This is a genomic window from Streptomyces sp. RLB3-17 (assembly GCF_007113425.2).
Taxonomy (GTDB): domain Bacteria; phylum Actinomycetota; class Actinomycetes; order Streptomycetales; family Streptomycetaceae; genus Streptomyces; species Streptomyces mirabilis_D.
In genome coordinates this window covers 5,566,142-5,583,141 of record NZ_CP041610.2, presented here as the reverse complement: position 1 = coordinate 5,583,141, position 17,000 = coordinate 5,566,142, and the positions used below count along the sequence as shown (strand labels likewise).

Here is a 17,000-nt window from a genome sequence, read left to right as displayed (position 1 = left end):
TGGGACGATTTGCAGTGATTTCCCGGTCGCCCGGCTGTCGCTCGCCCGGGATCCCGCCCGGGGTTTCGTGTCCGGTCCGTTGGGGAGGGAGCAGGGGTGCCCAAGGTGTCCTCGGTGATCGTCCCGTACGCGTCCTATCTGCGCGTGTACGAACCGCTGGCCGCCTTCCCGGAGCCTGAGCGAACCCACTGGGCGCGTTACGCACGGCGCGCCGAGCGACCGTCGTACCAGGACGAGTTGCGCCGCTCCCTGGCCGACCTGCTGCCCACCCCGCCGATCCCCGTGCCGGTGCACGAGAGCGCGGACGCGTTCGTGCTGAGCGTCGACGGAGTGCTCTGCGTCTGTCCCTGGCGCACCCGGCTGCGCGGCTGGCAGGCGCTGGAGGAGCTGGCCGACGAACTGCCCGTGTCCGTCCTGGACGCGGTCCTGCCGCCGCTCGTACGCCGCCAGGCGGCACTCGACTACGAGCGCTGGCTGGCCCGCAACCCCGACGCCCGCCCGTGGATCCGCACCTCGACCTGGCAGGTGCCGCTGAACTGGTTCGTGCTCGTCACCGACGAGGAGCGGCGGTACGAGAAGGGGGCGGGCGGCGACGGAGCCGCGCCCGTGCTGCGCTACCGGACGCCGATGGTGCAGGCGCGGCGGCGGACGGCACGCGCCCTGAAGACCCTGCGGGACACCCTGGACGAGGGACCCCTCATCGACGGCCTGGTGGACGTGGGGCGCTGGCTGGAGGAGTTCCATCCGCGCTCGCTGGTGGAGCTGGACTACGGCGGGCTCGTGCACGCCCTGCCGGCCGGGCACCTCGAGGACGACCACTCGGCGGCCGACGTCGCCGAGGGCATCGAGGCGCTGCGTCATGGGGACGGGGCGGCGGCGGGCGAGGCGTACGGGCGGCTCGTGGAGCGCTGGCGCTCGGTCCGGGACCGGCGCTCGTCGAACTGAGGGACGTCCAGGGTCTTTGGGCCCGGGGGCGCGTGGGTCCTGTGTGTCGCGTGGGTTCTGTGTGCTCTGTGGGACCTGTGCGTCCTGTGGGGTGTCTGAGTGCCTCGGGACCGTCTGGGTGCCCCGGGACGGCTGGGGCGGGTTTGCCGTACGAGAAGTGTGATGTGCTTCTCACTGGTGTTCGCCCGAACTGACGTATGGTCCTCGCACGCTGAAGAACCCTCACTGCGGGAGAAGACCGCGCAGGGCAGGACCTAGGTCCCGATCCGGTCTTTTGTGTCAACGATGTGTCAAGCGTGACGGATGGCACTTACCTGGCTCTTGCATCGCTTGCCCCTCCTCGTGCCAAAATAGGACAAGGAGCCCGGGGGAGGGCTCCATCCGTCCATGTTTGGGCGGGAATCTCGGTATTGCCTGCTATGGGGGGTCTGACGACTCCTGATCGTCCTGTGACTGATCGTCACAGTGGCGTGACTGTCCGCTATGGCATGGTCCATCGGCTTCCGTCGCTGATGAACACCTGGGAGGGCAATTCCATCGGTTTGGCCGACGCGGCTGGACGGATGGTGTAGTTGTAGTGCCGAGGACAAGCCGTTCGTCCTATAACCGACTCGACTCGCGTCCGCCATTTCGGGCAACGCGGGTCAAGGTGCAGAATTTAGAGGAAAGAACCGAGAAGGTTCGGTTCTCCCGAGGAGGCCGCTCATGACCGCTCGCACCCCTGATGCCGAGCCGCTGCTGACCCCGGCTGAGGTCGCCACGATGTTCCGCGTCGACCCCAAGACGGTCACGCGGTGGGCGAAGGCCGGCAAGCTGACATCCATCCGCACGCTCGGCGGGCACCGCCGCTACCGCGAGGCTGAGGTCCGCGCGCTACTCGCGGGTATCCCGCAGCAGCGCAGCGAGGCCTGAACAATCGCATAACCGGGCAATTCGGCAGGTCCCCCAACCCGTCAAGACGCCCGAACCACAGCTCCAAGCGACGCGGGTCCTGCCCCAACAGGGCTCACGCCCGACCCAGTTACACATGCGACAAGGGTGCGTCGTCGATCGCGCTGGACTCCGCCGGGTCCAGCGCGATTTTTTTTGTGCCCTGCTCAGGCGCCGGAGGGGCGTTGGTGTGGGCCGTGCGGTGGGCCTGTGAGCGGCCTTGTCGGAGTCTGGGGAGGGCTGTCGGATCTCCTGTGGGAGCCCTCGGAGAGTGGTGCAATTGCACATATTAAATTGACTAGTTGTAGGTGGGGTGTAAGTTCCGCCCTTCTGAAAACTTGTGCGGTGACACCCGTCACATGCCAGAGTCCTTGTTGCCTGTGACGCGTCTGCGCTAAAGGAGTTGGGCGGATGCGCCCTCCCGCGCGAGGTCACGCATGGGAGGGGGTTTCGTCCTCGGCCGCCGTCTCGTCCTCCTCGCCGCGCGCGGAGGGCTCCATGGCCAGTCTCAGGAGCTGATGGCAGATCGGGCAGTGCCGCGTCAGATGGCGATACCCGGAGGCGGCCGACAGATGGGCGCGGAGCAGAGCGCGCGTCTCGTGCCGAGCGGACGCCGCCATGAACCACCTCCGGGAGGTCGAGTGCCCTGGATTCCGGGGTACCCGCCGAATGTGACGGCGTCAAGGTGCGGGGGGCTTCGCCGGTTGGGCGGAGTTGCGTCCGGCGTTCGGTGGGAGGGCCTGAGAAACGGCCGTGCGGGGGTGGGGGCGTGCGAGGCGTGTGAAGGGGCGTACGGCGCCCGGAGTCGGTGGACGCGCGCTCAGGGGCCGAACGTGCGCTGCCGGGGGTTCGGTCCGTGCGGTGTGGTCCTGCGGGGTGATCCGCGCGCGGGTGGTCCGGGAGTCCGGATGCCCGAGGGGGCCGTGAGTTCGCATGACGGCGCGGAGCGCGTACGCACGAGAGCCCGGGTCCGAAGACCCGGGCTCTCGTATCTCTTGCGGTCCTGACGGGATTTGAACCCGCGGCCTCCACCTTGACAGGGTGGCGAGCACTCCAAACTGCTCCACAGGACCAGGTTTCGCAGTCACTTTCTTGCGCTGTGCTGCGAGAAGAGACTGTACAGGAGGGTGAGCCCGGGGTCGAACTCACCCACCGTGCAGGACCCGTTACGGCACCGCCGCGTCGATCGCCTTCACGATGCGCTTGTCGGAGACCGGGTACGCCGTGCCGAGCGCGTGGGCGAAATAGCTGACCCGGAGCTCCTCGATCATCCAGCGGATGTCCAGGACCTGCTGCGGGACCGGCCGGCCCTGCGGCATCTGCTCCAGGAGCCACGCGTACTCGTCCTGCATCTCGTGGACCTTCTCCATGCGGGTGGTGTCCCGCTGGACGCCGGTCGGCATCTGCTGCAGGCGGCGGTCGGCGGCGACCAGATAGCGCATCAGGTCCGGGAGCCGGCGCAGGCCGGTCGCCGTGACGAAGCCGGGCTTCACCAGGGCGTTCAGCTGCGTCCGTACGTCCGTGAGGTTTGCCAGCAGGGTGGGGCTGCTGGTGGCCTTCAGACGGCGCTCACAGGCCTGCCAGGCGGCGAGGACCTGCTGCACCTGGCCCACCGTCCGGACCGTCGTGTCGACGATCTCGGCGCGCACCTTGTCGTACAGCTTCCGGTACGACTCCTCGTCCCACGCGGGGCCCCCGAAGTCGCCGATCAGCTTGTCCGCCGCCGCCGTCGCGCAGTCGTCGAACAGGGCCTGCACGGAGCCGTGCGGGTTGGCGGACAGGGCGAGCTTCTGGGCGTTGGTGAGCTTGTCCGAGGCGAACTTGGCAGGGTTCACCGGGATGTTGCGCAGGATCAGCCGCCGGGTGCCCGTCCACATGGCCTGCGCCTGCTCGGCCTCCGTGTCGAAGAGACGTACGGAGACGGTGTTCGCCGTCGGGCCGTCGTCGACCAGGGCCGGGTACGCCTTCACCGGCTGGCCGGCCCGGCGCGTCTCGAAGACGCGCGTCAGCGTGCCGATCGTCCAGTCCGTGAGGCCCGTGCGTTCCAGGGACTCGCCACCCTCGCGCTCCGCCGTCGCCGCCGCGGCCTGCGAGATCGCCTTGCGCGCCTTCGGCTTCAGCTGGAGCTGGAGGGTCGAGAGGTCCTTGTCCTCGGCCAGCTTGCGGCGCCGCTCGTCGACGATCCGGAAGGTGATCTTCAGGTGGTCGGGGACGCGGGACCAGTCGAAGTCGTCGGCCGTGACCGGCACGCCGACCATCCGCTTGAGCTCACGCGCGAGGGTCGTCGCCAGCGGCTCCTGAAGGGGCACGGCCTGGTCGAGGAACCGCTTCGCGAAGTTCGGGGCGGGTACGTAGTTGCGGCGGATGGGCTTGGGGAGGGAACGGATGAGCTCGGTGACCACCTCTTCGCGCAGACCCGGGATCTGCCAGTCGAAGCCCTCGTCCGTCACCTGGTTCAGGACCTGGAGCGGGATGTGGACCGTGACGCCGTCGGCGTCCGCGCCCGGCTCGAACTGGTAGGTCACCCGGAACTTCAGGCGGCCCTGGTGCCACGAGTCGGGGTAGTCGGCCTTGCTGACGTCACCGGCTCGCTCGTTGATGAGCATCGAACGCTCGAAGTCGAGGAGCTCGGGCTCGTCATGGCGCTTGTGCTTCCACCAGGAGTCGAAGTGAGCGCCGGACACGACGTGGGCCGGCACCCGCTGGTCGTAGAAGTCGAACAGCGTCTCGTCGTCGACCAGGATGTCCCGGCGGCGGGCACGGTGCTCCAGCTCCTCGACCTCGGTCAGGAGCTTGCGGTTGTCGGCGAAGAACTTGTGGTGCGTGCGCCAGTCGCCCTCCACGAGGGCGTTGCGGATGAAGAGGTCGCGGCTCGTCTCGGGATCGATACGGCCGTAGTTGACCTTGCGTTGGGCGACGATCGGGACGCCGTAGAGAGTGACCTTCTCGTACGCCATCACGGCCGCCTGGTCCTTCTCCCAGTGCGGTTCGCTGTAGGTGCGCTTGAGGAGGTGTTCCGCCAGCGGTTCGACCCACTCGGGTTCGATCCTGGCGTTCACCCGGGCCCAGAGACGGGAGGTCTCCACCAGCTCGGCCGACATCACGAAACGCGGGGGCTTCTTGAAGAGGGCCGAGCCCGGGAAGATCGCGAACTTGGCGTTGCGGGCGCCGAGGTACTCGTTCTTGCCCGTGCTCCTCCCGCTCTCGCCCCCGGTCTCCTTCACGTCCTTCATGCCGACGTGCGAGAGCAGGCCGGCGAGGAGGGAGACATGGACACTCTGCTCCGCCGCGTCGTCCTCGTTGAGGTGGATGCCCATCTGCTTGGCGACCGTGCGGAGCTGGGAGTAGATGTCCTGCCACTCGCGGATGCGCAGGAAGTTGAGGTACTCCTGCTTGCACATGCGGCGGAAGGCGGACGATCCTCGTTCCTTTTGCTGTTCGCGGACGTAACGCCAGAGGTTGAGGAAGGCGAGGAAGTCGCTCGTCTCGTCCCTGAAGCGGGCGTGCTGCTGGTCCGCCTGCGTCTGCTTGTCGGCGGGGCGCTCGCGCGGGTCCTGGATGGAGAGCGCCGCGGCGATCACCATGACCTCGCGCGCACAGCCGTTCTTGTCGGCCTCCAGGACCATGCGGGCCAGCCGGGGGTCGACGGGGAGCTGGGCGAGCTTGCGGCCGGTGTCCGTGAGGCGCTTGCGTACGTCCTTCTGGGACGGGTCCAGCGCGCCCAGTTCCTGGAGGAGTTGGACGCCGTCGCGGATGTTGCGGTGGTCCGGCGGGTCGATGAAGGGGAACTTCTCGATGTCGCCGAGGCCGGCCGCCGTCATCTGGAGGATGACGCTCGCCAGGTTCGTACGGAGGATCTCCGCGTCCGTGAACTCCGGGCGGGTGTCGAAGTCGTCCTCGGAGTACAGGCGGATGCAGATGCCGTCCGACGTACGGCCACAACGGCCCTTGCGCTGGTTGGCGCTGGCCTGTGAGACCGGCTCGATGGGCAGGCGCTGGACCTTGGTGCGGTGGCTGTATCTGGAGATGCGGGCGTTGCCCGGGTCGATGACGTACTTGATGCCCGGGACGGTGAGCGAGGTCTCGGCGACGTTGGTCGCCAGAACGATCCTGCGGCCGGTGTGGGGCTGGAAGACGCGGTGCTGCTCCGCGTGGGAGAGGCGGGCGTAGAGGGGGAGGACCTCGGTGAAGCGGTAGTTCTTTTTCGTGAGCGCGTCCGCCGTGTCGCGGATCTCGCGTTCGCCGGAGAGGAAGACCAGGATGTCGCCCTTGCCCTCGGCCTGCAGTTCCTCGACCGCGTCCGTGATCGCGGTGATCTGGTCGCGGTCGGCGTCGTCCCCCTCCTCTTCGAGGAGCGGACGGTAGCGGACCTCCACGGGGTACGTACGGCCGCTGACCTCGACGATCGGGGCGTCGCCGAAGTGGCGGGAGAAGCGCTCCGGGTCGATCGTGGCCGACGTGATGACGACCTTGAGGTCCGGGCGCTTGGGCAGCAGCTGGGCGAGGTAGCCGAGCAGGAAGTCGATGTTGAGGGAGCGCTCGTGGGCCTCGTCGATGATGATCGTGTCGTACGCGCGCAGCTCGCGGTCCGTCTGGATCTCGGCGAGCAGGATGCCGTCCGTCATGAGCTTGACGAAGGTGCCGTCCGGGTTCACCTGGTCGGTGAAGCGGACCTTCCAGCCGACGGCCTCGCCCAGGGGGGTGTCCAGCTCCTCCGCCACACGCTCGGCGACCGTGCGGGCGGCGATGCGGCGGGGCTGGGTGTGGCCGATCATGCCGCGGACGCCGCGGCCCAGTTCGAGACAGATCTTGGGGATCTGGGTGGTCTTTCCGGAGCCGGTCTCACCTGCGACGATGACGACCTGGTGGTCGCGTATGGCGTCGGCGATGTCGGACTTCTTCTGGCTGACCGGGAGCTGCTCGGGGTAGGTGACGGCGGGCACGCGGGTGCGGCGCTCGGCCATGCGGGCCTCGGCCTTGGTGACCTCCGCGTCGATCTCGGCGAGCACGGCGGTGCGGGCTTCGGGTTTGCGGATCCGGCGCGCGCCCTCGAGCCTGCGGCCGAGCCGGTGCGCGTCGCGCAGGGACAGCTCGGCCAGGCGGGGGGCGAGGTCGCCGAGGACGGGGGCAGGATGCGTAGACATACGCCGTCCAGGATCTCACCTCGCCGAAATTACTGGCGAGTGCTTTATCTGGGGACCCGTGGGTGCCGGGTGCCGGGTGCCGGGTGCCGGGTGGAGGTGGGTGGGCGCGCCCGGTTCCGGTGGTGGGGCGGGGCCGTGGCGGTGCGTCGAGCCCGTCGCCGCTGGATCAGACGTGGGCCGGGCATGCGAACCGCTGCTCGATCCGAACGTAAGCGACGGGCTTGCGACGCACCGCCACGGCCCCTCGCGTCGTATGGCGGCCTCGGGGCGCATGGTGGTTTCGCGTCGTATGGCGGCCTCGGGGCGCACGGTGGTTTCGCTTCGCGTGGTGGTTTCGCGTCGCGTGGTGGCCTCGGGTGGTCAGGGGTGCGGGTTGTCAGGGGTGCGGGGGGAAGGGGGCGTGGGGGTTGGGGTTTCGGTTGGTGGTGTTGTGGTTTCGGGGGGTGTCTGGGTGCGGCGGGGGGCGCCCTGGGCCATTGCCTGGGCGGTGTTGGAGACGGCCTTGATGCCCAGGTACGCCGTGGTCATGGTGCTGACCGCGGTGAAGGCCGCCGTCAGCACGCCGATGATCACCGACTTGTCGCCGCCCAGGCGCCATACGCCGGCGATCGCGACGGCGACGATCGCGAAGTTGCTCAGGGCGACCGCCGTCAGCCCGTACAGGGCCCGGTACCGCTCCAGGTCGAGCTCCCGGATCGGCTTCGCCCTGTCCTTGCCCACCATCACTGGTCCCCCTTGCTCACCACACGACGTCCGGTCAGCCAGAACGTAGTGTCCTGCCCGGGGCATGCCAAGTTCGGCTCGCCGGGGTGTCGGTGCATCGGAGGGCGTCGGGGATACGACGAAGGCCCCGTCCGTAATGGACGGGGCCTTCGGTGTGGTGGCTGGGGCCGGGGTCGAACCGGCGACCTATCGCTTTTCAGGCGATCGCTCGTACCAACTGAGCTACCCAGCCACGAGGTTTCATGTGAAACCTCAGCGGTCCTGACGGGATTTGAACCCGCGGCCTCCACCTTGACAGGGTGGCGAGCACTCCAAACTGCTCCACAGGACCAAGCTGTTGCGTGCGACGCGTAAAACAGTGTCGCACACGGTGTTGCGTGCCCCCAACGGGATTCGAACCCGTGCTACCGCCTTGAAAGGGCGGCGTCCTAGGCCGCTAGACGATGAGGGCTATCGGCCCGCCTGGGCGCTTCTCAGCGCGTCGGGGACGTGAGAAGCATATGGGATGGCGGGAGGTATCGCCAAAACGGTTTACGGGGTGCTCGTGGAGGTGGTCGGGGAGGGGGAGGAGGACTGGGGCGCGCCGGGTTGGTTCTCCTTCGGGAGGTGTCGGCTGACCTCGGCCGTCGTCAGGCCCAGGCCCCCCAGTTTGATCTCGTCCCAGGCCTGGAGACGGCGGGTGTCACGGTCGACGTAGAGGACCGAGGCCTCGATGGGGTCCGGGTACTTGCCCTCGATCGCGCGCAGGCCGCTGCCGCCCGTCGAGCCCTCTACGCGCAGGCGGGTTCCGTACTTCATGACCTCCATCTGTTCGTGGTGGAGGTGACCGGCCAGGACGAGGGGCACCTCGCCGTCCGTCCCGCGGGCCGCCGACGGCTCGTGGGCGATGGCGATGTCGACGGGGGTGCCTGCCGTGCGCTGGTCGCGGAGGGCGGAGGCCAGGCGGGCGCCGGCCAGATTCTCCGCCGCGTCGCCGCCCGGGGCGACCGAGCGGTCGGGGGTGAACTGGGGGTCGCCGATGCCGGCGAAGCGCAGGCCCGCGATCGTGATCGCGTGGCCGTCGTCCAGGACGTGCACGTTCTTCAGGCGTTCCAGGTAGCGCTGGGTGACGAGGCTGTCGTGGTTGCCGCGCACCCAGATGTAGGGCGCGCCCAGGTCGGGGATGGGGTCCAGGAAGCCGTTCTCGGCCGACGTCCCGTGGTCCATGGTGTCGCCGGAGTCGACGATCACGTTGATCGAGTACTGCTTCACCAGCGACGCGATGATCTTCCAGCTCGCGGGGTTGAGGTGGATGTCGGAGACGTGCAGGACCCGGATCGTGGACGGGTCCGGCTCGTACGTCGGGAGCGTGGATGTGACGTCGTAGAGCTTCGTCACGTTCGTCACCAGGCGTGCCAACTCCTCCTGGTAGACGTTGAATTCGCTGACGATGTTGCGGGCGTTGCCGACGAGGGAGGGTGCGGAGGAGAGCAGTCCGGAGAACCTCGGTTCCAGCACTGAGTTCGGGTTCCAGGTGGCGAAGGCCGTCGCACCCGAGGCGGTGAGCAGGGTCAGGGCGAGGCCGCCGGCGGCCAGGGCGCGGCGCGGGCGGCGGTAGACCGCGAGGCCGAGGGCCGTGGCGCCCGCCACGACCGCGACGCAGGACCGTACGGCCAGGTCGAGCGTGCCGTGCTCGACGTCGTGCGCGACCTCGTCCTGCAGGCCCGAGAGCCGCTCGGGGTGGTCGACCAGGGCCTGCGCGCGGACCGGGTCGAGCTGGTCGACGTTCACGTCGAGGCGGACCGGGGCGATGTGGCTGTTCAGCTCCAGGGCGCCGAGCGGGGAGACGTTGATCTTGGTGCCGCCGGTGACCGAGGGGCGCAGGGTCATCGTGGTGTTCATGGGGCCGACCGGGACGCGCACATTGCCCACGATCAGCAGGCCCAGCCAGGCGCCGAGGAGGACGACCGCCATCAGGCCGAGCGCCCGGGTGTACGGGTTCGGCTGCTGGACGAGTTCCTCGGTGACGGGGCGGAAGCGGGGAGAGCGGCGGGAGCTGAGGCGGAGGCGGCGGAGGTGCGGGGTGTGGCGGGGGCGGCGTGTGCGGGTCAGGGCGGTGATGACGGCGGATATGGACGTGGTGACGGCGGATGTGGCGGTGGTGACGGCAGCGGGGACGCGGGCCATTGGTCCCGTATGCCCAAGTGCGGGGGTGGGTATGCGGGGTGTACGGGGCTGTCGTCGACTCTCCTGCGAGGCGGTCGTACCGGACAATGGCCGTGTGCTGGAGATGACGCGCGAGGAGTTCGAGGAACTGGTCGCCGAGGCGCTGGACCGGATTCCGCCGGAGCTGACGCGGTTGATGGACAACGTGGCGGTGTTCGTCGAGGACGAGCCCGACCCCGCCGATCCCGAGCTGCTCGGGCTCTACGAGGGAACTCCGCTGACCGATCGGGGGGAGTGGTACGCGGGGGTGCTGCCGGATCGGATCACGATCTACCGGGGGCCGACCCTGCGGATGTGCGAGACGCGGGCGGACGCGGTCGCGGAGACCGAGGTCACCGTGGTGCACGAGATCGCGCATCACTTCGGGATCGACGACGAACGGTTGCACGCGCTCGGCTACGGGTGAGTGAGCGGGGAGTGGGTGGCGGGGGCCGGCGCCCCCCGGGGCTCGGGACGTGTGTCATGTTCCCGCGTGTCCTCTTGTGGGCGCCGAGAGTTGGGCAGGGGGACTCCCCGATCCATCCCCAGGGTCTCGGCCTCGCCGAGCAGGGGAGACCCCCTCCGGAGGTGGCTGCCCGTGCGCGCCTTGTACGTACCCGTCCGTCTGGCCGCCACGGTCATCGTCGTCGCGTCCGCCGCCGGCTGTATGAGCGTGGGTGACGACGCGGGCCGGCCCGGGCCCGCGCACTCGGCGGGGCGGCACGGCGGCCAGGGGGCCCCCGACGAGGAGTCCGCGGAGAGCGGGGGCGGTGGCGGGTTCCACGGGGGGACGGGTGTGAAGGGCGGCGCCTCCGCCAAGCCCGGTGAGCACGCCTCCGGGTCGGCGTCCGCGTCCGCGTCGGCCTCCGGCGGTGCGAAGCCGTCCACCAGGGCGACGGGCAAGGGGGACGGCAAGGGGCAGCCGGAGCAGCCTCCACCGTCGAACGGGGTGCCGAGTCCCACGCGTGCCACGTCCGATCCGACTCCGCCGCCGCCTCCTCCGCCACCGCCCGTGTCGCCGACGCCCGATCCGACCACGGCTGAGCCCTCGTCCTCGGCGCATGAGCAGACCACGCAACTGGTGGATCGGGAGCCGGCGCCGCAGGCGGGCCAACCGGCGTGAACAGGGTGCTGGACGGGCGGCGGGGAGGGGCGGAGGGTCGACGAGCGGAGGGGCGGCGGGAAAGTCGGCGGAGGGGGCGGGAATACGCTCGGCCACCGCTGGCGTTGCACCCCCTGCCAGCAGACGTAAGACCTGCCCTGCGTGGCTGACCTGCCCCTTTGGGGGTCAGTTTGCCTTCAGGGGTGGGGGGTGCGTATGGTGGTAGATCGTTTGATCCCATTTGCCCGGCGCCATTGCAGAGAGCGCCGCGTGTGGCGCGTACTCTCCCTTGCCGTGGCCGGACCGCATAGAGGCGGTCGATTGCGACTTCACGGAGTTTGGGCGCGTGCCGAAGAACTCCGGAAGGTTCGCATTTCGCATGTCTGTTTCCAGTACTGATCACGTCGTCGTGCCCGAGAACAACGAGAACGACAACAACGAGGGCGTCCAGGCCGCCGTCGAGACCGTGGAGACGGTCGAGACCGTCGAGGCCGTCGAGTCCGCCCCCGAGATCACCTTCGACTCCCTCGGCCTCCCCGAGGGCGTCGTCCGCAAGCTCGCCCAGAACGGTGTGACCACCCCGTTCCCGATCCAGGCCGCGACCATCCCGGACGCCCTGGCCGGCAAGGACATCCTCGGCCGTGGCCGCACCGGCTCCGGCAAGACCCTCTCCTTCGGTCTGCCGACCCTGGCGCGACTCGCCGGAGGTCACACCGAGAAGAAGAAGCCGCGCGCCGTCATCCTCACGCCGACCCGTGAGCTGGCCATGCAGGTCGCCGACGCGCTGCAGCCCTACGGCGACGTCCTCGGCCTGAAGATGAAGGTCGTCTGCGGCGGTACGTCGATGGGCAACCAGATCTACGCCCTGGAGCGCGGCGTCGACGTCCTCGTCGCCACCCCGGGCCGCCTGCGCGACATCATCAACCGCGGCGCCTGCTCGCTGGAGAACGTCCAGGTGGCCGTTCTCGACGAGGCCGACCAGATGTCCGACCTGGGCTTCCTGCCCGAGGTCACCGAGCTGTTCGACCAGATCCCGGCCGGCGGCCAGCGGATGCTGTTCTCGGCCACGATGGAGAACGAGATCTCCACGCTGGTCAAGCGCTACCTGACCAACCCGGTCACGCACGAGGTCGACAGCGCCCAGGGCAACGTCACGACGATGTCCCACCACATCCTCATCGTGAAGCCCAAGGACAAGGCGCCGGTCACCGCCGCGATCGCCTCCCGCAAGGGCCGCACGATCATCTTCGTCCGCACCCAGCTGGGCGCCGACCGTATCGCCGAGCAGCTGCGCGACGCCGGTGTGAAGGCCGACGCGCTGCACGGCGGCATGACCCAGGGCGCGCGGACCCGGACGCTGGCCGACTTCAAGGACGGTTACGTCAACGCGCTCGTCGCGACCGACGTCGCCGCCCGCGGTATCCACGTCGACGGCATCGACCTCGTCCTGAACGTGGACCCGGCCGGTGACCACAAGGACTACCTGCACCGCTCCGGCCGTACGGCCCGTGCGGGCCGCAGCGGCACCGTGGTGTCCCTCTCCCTGCCGCACCAGCGTCGTCAGATCTTCCGGCTGATGGAGGACGCGGGCGTCGACGCCGCGCGTCACATCATCAACTCCGGTACGGCCTTCGAGCCCGAGGTCGCCGAGATCACCGGCGCCCGGTCGATGACCGAGGTCCAGGCCCAGTCGGCCGGCGACGCCGCGCAGCAGGCCGAGCGTGAGGTCTCGCAGCTCACCAAGGAGCTGGAGCGCGCGCAGCGTCGTGCGGTCGAGCTGCGTGGGGAGGCCGACCGTCTGGTGGCCCGTGCCGCGCGCGAGCGGGGCGAGGACCCGGAGGCGGCCGTCGTCGCGGCCGCGGAGGCCCTGGCGGAGCAGGCGGTGGCCGAGGCCCCGGCCGAGACGCCGGCCGTGTCCGAGCAGCCCGTCGCCGAGCGTTCGTCCTACGAGCCGCGTCAGCGCCGTGACGATCGGGGCAACTTCGAGCGCCGCGACAACGACCGTGGTGGCTCTGGCTTCCGTCGGGACAATGACCGTCGTGATGACCGTGGTGGTCGTTCGTTCGAGCGTCGTGACGACCGCGGTGGCTCTGGCTTCCGTCGGGACAATGACCGTCGTGATGACCGTGGTGGTCGTTCGTTCGAGCGTCGTGACGACCGCGGTGGCTCTGGCTTCCGTCGGGACAATGACCGTCGTGATGACCGTGGTGGTCGTTCGTTCGAGCGTCGTGACGACCGCGGTGGTTCCGGCTTCCGCCGTGACAACGACCGTCGTGACGACCGTGGCGGCTTCGACCGCGACCGTCGGGACGGCGACCGTGGTGGTCGTTCCTTCGAGCGTCGTGACGACCGCGGTGGCTCCGGCTTCCGCCGTGACAACGACCGTGGCACCGCCGGCCGCTCCTTCGAGCGTCGCGACGACCGTGGCGGTCACCGTGGCAGCGACCGTCCCTTCAACCGCGACCGCCAGGACAACCGTCCCTCCAGCGGTTTCCGCGCCGGTAGCCACGACCGCCCGTACGGCCGTCGCGACGACCACCGCGGCACCGGCACCGGCACGGGCACGGGTACCGGCACCGGTTCCTTCGGCCGCCGCGACGAGAAGCCCCGCTGGAAGCGCAACGGCTGACGTCCGATGACATCCGCTGACGTCCGCTGACGTCCGCGCATGCTGAACGCCGTGGCCCCCACCGATCCGGTGGGGGCCACGGCGTTTTCCGTGCCTGTGGCTGTGCCCCGCGCTGTTTCGAAAGGCTTTCCGGAAACTTTGAACTCGCTGTAGGATCAGCCGACTTCTGAGACGGATGCGACGGCCGGGGGGCCGGGGACATCGAGAAGCGGTGCGCGTCCCGTCTCGTTCTTCGGGGAGGGCCTTCTTGACTCGTCATGCCTTCGTGCGCCTCCGTCTCGTCGCCGCCTCCGCAGTGCTGGCGGCCGGCCTGAGCCCGTTGCTGCCGTCGTCGACGGCGGTCGCGGACGCGCCGCAGGAGACGGTGGTGCCGGCGACACTGCGCGGCACCTACACCTCGGCCGAGCTCTACAGCGGGTCGACGTCCGGCCACGACGGCGCGGGACAGCAGGGCGTCTTCCACACGCTGGAGGGGTCCGGGCTGGTCTGGACGCGGTACGCGGACGGGACGTCGGTGCCCGTGACCCGGCCGGCGGGGATCCTCGGCACCTGGGGGACCGGCGGCGACGTCCTCGCGTACCGCTACGAGGGGGGCAGGGTCGACCTGTGGAACGCGGTCGACGGGACCACCCGCACCCTCCAGACACCCTCGGACCTGACGCTGCTCACCGCGTACAGCGACCTCGCGGTCGCTTATCGCGTCGTGCGGGACGAGAACGGCACGGCCTGGCGGGAGATGCACCTGCTGCTCCCGGAGGCCGACGGCGGCACGCGTGACGTGCCGGTCGGCGGAGTGCCCGCGGGAGTGAACCTCGGGCAGCCCCTGGGCGGGGACGCCGACGGGCTGCTCTTCCAGGCCTCGAAGGACGGGCAGTATCTGTCGGTCATGGTCGACCGGCGGACGGGGCAGGTGCGGGACTGGACCCCGCCGCGCTCCAAGGTCTACCTCAGGGCCAAGGTCACCGCCGAGCACGTGGTCCTGTTCAACGCCAACGAGGCCGCCGTGCAGGTGTTCCCCCGCTCCGACCTGTCCGCGGCCCCGACCGAGGTCACGCTGTCGGGCAGCGGCAGCGTGAACCCCGCGCAGGATCTCGCCGTGGTCGGCGACTGGCTCGTCCACCGGCCCAGCGCCGGTACGGCGGTGATCGCCAAACCGATCGCGGGCGGTCCCGCGGTCACCCTGATGCCCTGGTCGAATGTCTATTCCTCCGCCGTCTCCGACGGCACCGCCGTCCTGATCGGCCGCACCACCGCCGACGACTGGGGCGTCCAGCGCATCAAGCCGGGTCCCGACGGCACCCCTGCCGTCACCCAGGTCAAGGCTCTGCCCAAGCCGCCGATCAAGATCCAGGGACTGGCCCTGGAACAGGGGCGGCTGCTCGTCGCCGACACCGGCGGCCCGGGCGGACGCCGCGACGACTACGTACGGACCGTCGCCGTGACCGGCACCCCCGAGTTCGGCCCACGCTCGTCGTTCGACGGCACCGACCTGAACCTCGGCACCTGCCCGGCGACGGAGGTCGGCTGCTCCCAGCTCCACGGCACGGCCGACGGTCGCGCCGTCTGGGTGACGAAGGACACCACGACCAGCGACAGCATTCGCGTCAACGGGCCGGCCCCGTACACCTTCTGGGAGCGCAGGGTCCCCGCCGGCGGCCGGATCACCGACGTGTCCGGCCAGTACCTGATCCACACGACGGACACCGCGCAGACCGTCTACAAGATCGGCAACGACGGCATCCCGGCGCTCACCCGCACGCCCGGCGCCGCCGCCCTCTCCGGCGACACCCTGTGGACCCGGGGCACCACCCCCGGCACCGTCACGGCGTACGACCTCACCACGAAGAAGACCACCGGGACCCTCAGCACCGACGCCGACTGCGCTCCCACCGAACTGCGGGCCAACGGCCGTTGGCTGTACTGGAGTTGCGCCGACGGCACGGCCGGTGTCTACGACCGTACGGCGAAGAAGTCCGTGCCCGTCCCGGCCGGCGAGGCGGAACTCGGCGACGGATTCGTCGTCACGCACGACAGACAGGCCGGGCAACTGGTCCTCACGACGGTCGCGGACGGCACACCCGTGAGCCGCGTGATCGGCGCACTGCCCGACACCGGAATCTCCCAGCGCGAGGTGCGCTGGACGGTCGACGAGTCGACCGGGAACGTGGCCTACGTCGACGAGCAGGAGCGCGTGCACCTCGTGCCGACCGGCGTCACCCAGCAGCCGCTGCGCCTGCTGGCCCCGGTCGATTCGGCGTCCACCCTCGTCGCGCGGGAGATCGACGCGACGCCGTCCACGCTGACCACCCTGCTGCTGTCGAAGCCGGCCGCGGGCTGGCGGCTGACCGTACGCAGCCGCGCCACCGGCAAGGTCGTGGACACGCGAGACGGCGGTGCGACACGTGGCGAGGTGAAGGTCGGCTGGTTCGGGACGGACGCCAAGGGGGCGTTCCTGACGAACGGGCGGTACGACTGGACGTTGTCGGTCACTCCGGCCGACGGGGTCGGCGCCCCGGTTGCCACGAGCGGCACGGTCGCCCTGTCCGGCGCCGCTCCGGCCACCCACGACTACATCGGCGGCGGCGACTTCTTCGGCGACCTGGTCACCCTCAGCTCCTCGGGCACGCTGGGCTTCCGGCAGGGCTCGGGCAAGGGCACGTTCTCCGTGAACCTCGGCACCAGCAGCGGCTGGACGACGACCAACAAGGTGGTGCCGTTCGGCGACCTGAACGGCGACCGCTGCAACGACGTCCTGGTCCGGCTGACCGGCGGGGCACTGCGCGCGTACAAGCCGGACTGCTACGGCACGCTGAAGCCGTCGACGGCGTACACCTCGCTCGGCACCAGCGGCTGGAACCAGTACGACGTCCTCACCGCGCCCGGCGACATCAGCGGCGACGGCCGCCCGGACCTGATCGCGCGCAACACGGCGACCGGCACGGTGTACCTCTACAAGGGCACGAGCACGGGCAAGCTGTCCGCGCGCGTGAAGCTGTACGCCAACTGGAAGACGTACAAGAAGGTCGTCGGCGTCGGTGACCTGAACGGCGACGGCATCGGTGACCTGCTCGCCCAGGACAAGGCCAACACCCTGTACCGCTACTACGGCACCGGCAAGGGGTCGTTCGGCGCGCGGACGAAGGTGTTCGCGGGCTGGGGCGGGTCGTACGACGTCGTCGTCGGCGCCGGGGACATCACGGGTGACGGCAAGGCGGATCTGGTCGCGCGGGACACCGCGGGCAATCTGTACCGCCAGAACGGCACCGGCAAGGGGTCGTTCGCGGCGCGGGTGAAGATCGGGAGCGGCTGGCAGGGCTACAGGGGCCTTTTCTAGCCAATCCGA

General features: G+C 69.8%; 10 protein-coding genes and 4 tRNA genes. 6 read left to right on the top strand and 8 right to left on the bottom strand.

The window, feature by feature from the left end; all coding sequences use genetic code 11:
• Positions 1–96: 96 nt before the first annotated feature.
• Complete coding sequence (locus FNV62_RS25300; RefSeq protein WP_060898444.1) at positions 97–945, top strand: hypothetical protein; 849 nt, start codon at positions 97–99, stop codon at positions 943–945.
• A 705-nt stretch (positions 946–1,650) separates the two neighbouring features.
• Positions 1,651–1,857, top strand: a complete 207-nt coding sequence (gene bldC, locus FNV62_RS25295; protein ID WP_003949541.1) for a developmental transcriptional regulator BldC — start codon at positions 1,651–1,653, stop codon at positions 1,855–1,857.
• 449 nt (positions 1,858–2,306) lie between these two features.
• Here the strand turns inward: bldC and FNV62_RS25290 are convergent, their stop codons facing one another.
• From FNV62_RS25290 to FNV62_RS25255, 8 genes are all read right to left on the bottom strand, one after another.
• Positions 2,307–2,495, bottom strand: coding sequence for a DUF6274 family protein (locus FNV62_RS25290; protein WP_060898445.1), 189 nt, complete (start codon positions 2,493–2,495; stop codon positions 2,307–2,309).
• A 378-nt stretch (positions 2,496–2,873) separates the two neighbouring features.
• A tRNA-Asp gene (locus tag FNV62_RS25285) sits at positions 2,874–2,948 on the bottom strand.
• A 93-nt stretch (positions 2,949–3,041) separates the two neighbouring features.
• Entirely contained in the window at positions 3,042–7,019 is a 3,978-nt protein-coding gene (gene hrpA, locus FNV62_RS25280) for an ATP-dependent RNA helicase HrpA (RefSeq protein ID WP_097285333.1), read from the bottom strand.
• Between the two features lie 360 nt (positions 7,020–7,379).
• Positions 7,380–7,742 (bottom strand): hypothetical protein, encoded by a 363-nt coding sequence (locus tag FNV62_RS25275; RefSeq protein WP_225900366.1) that lies wholly within the window; start codon positions 7,740–7,742, stop codon positions 7,380–7,382.
• 155 nt (positions 7,743–7,897) lie between these two features.
• A tRNA-Phe gene (locus tag FNV62_RS25270) sits at positions 7,898–7,974 on the bottom strand.
• A 24-nt stretch (positions 7,975–7,998) separates the two neighbouring features.
• Positions 7,999–8,073 (bottom strand) — tRNA-Asp (locus FNV62_RS25265).
• A gap of 47 nt (positions 8,074–8,120) precedes the next feature.
• Positions 8,121–8,193: transfer RNA gene (locus tag FNV62_RS25260), tRNA-Glu, on the bottom strand.
• Between the two features lie 80 nt (positions 8,194–8,273).
• Complete coding sequence (locus tag FNV62_RS25255) at positions 8,274–9,908, bottom strand: metallophosphoesterase family protein (protein ID WP_143627170.1); 1,635 nt, start codon at positions 9,906–9,908, stop codon at positions 8,274–8,276.
• 94 nt (positions 9,909–10,002) lie between these two features.
• Here FNV62_RS25255 and FNV62_RS25250 point away from each other — a divergent pair, with 94 nt between their 5' ends.
• The 4 genes from FNV62_RS25250 to FNV62_RS25235 all read left to right on the top strand — a co-directional run bounded on the left by FNV62_RS25250 (position 10,003) and on the right by FNV62_RS25235 (position 16,991).
• Entirely contained in the window at positions 10,003–10,353 is a 351-nt protein-coding gene (locus FNV62_RS25250; protein ID WP_054230272.1) for a metallopeptidase family protein, read from the top strand.
• A 171-nt stretch (positions 10,354–10,524) separates the two neighbouring features.
• A complete protein-coding gene (locus tag FNV62_RS25245) occupies positions 10,525–11,049 on the top strand; it encodes a hypothetical protein (protein ID WP_097285330.1) in 525 nt (174 codons plus the stop codon).
• A gap of 358 nt (positions 11,050–11,407) precedes the next feature.
• On the top strand, positions 11,408–13,657 hold the full coding sequence (locus FNV62_RS25240) for a DEAD/DEAH box helicase (RefSeq protein ID WP_054230270.1): 2,250 nt from the start codon (positions 11,408–11,410) through the stop codon (positions 13,655–13,657).
• A 247-nt stretch (positions 13,658–13,904) separates the two neighbouring features.
• On the top strand, positions 13,905–16,991 hold the full coding sequence (locus FNV62_RS25235; protein WP_225900365.1) for an FG-GAP repeat domain-containing protein: 3,087 nt from the start codon (positions 13,905–13,907) through the stop codon (positions 16,989–16,991).
• The last annotated feature ends 9 nt before the right edge of the window (positions 16,992–17,000 follow it).

Coding starts and splice junctions, on each gene's coding strand:
- bldC (WP_003949541.1), top strand. CDS start 1,651: ATGACCGCTCGCACCCCTGATGCCGAGCCGCTGCTGACCCCGGCTGAG.
- FNV62_RS25290 (WP_060898445.1), bottom strand. CDS start 2,495: ATGGCGGCGTCCGCTCGGCACGAGACGCGCGCTCTGCTCCGCGCCCAT.
- hrpA (WP_097285333.1), bottom strand. CDS start 7,019: ATGTCTACGCATCCTGCCCCCGTCCTCGGCGACCTCGCCCCCCGCCTG.
- FNV62_RS25275 (WP_225900366.1), bottom strand. CDS start 7,742: ATGGTGGGCAAGGACAGGGCGAAGCCGATCCGGGAGCTCGACCTGGAG.
- FNV62_RS25255 (WP_143627170.1), bottom strand. CDS start 9,908: ATGGCCCGCGTCCCCGCTGCCGTCACCACCGCCACATCCGCCGTCACC.
- FNV62_RS25240 (WP_054230270.1), top strand. CDS start 11,408: ATGTCTGTTTCCAGTACTGATCACGTCGTCGTGCCCGAGAACAACGAG.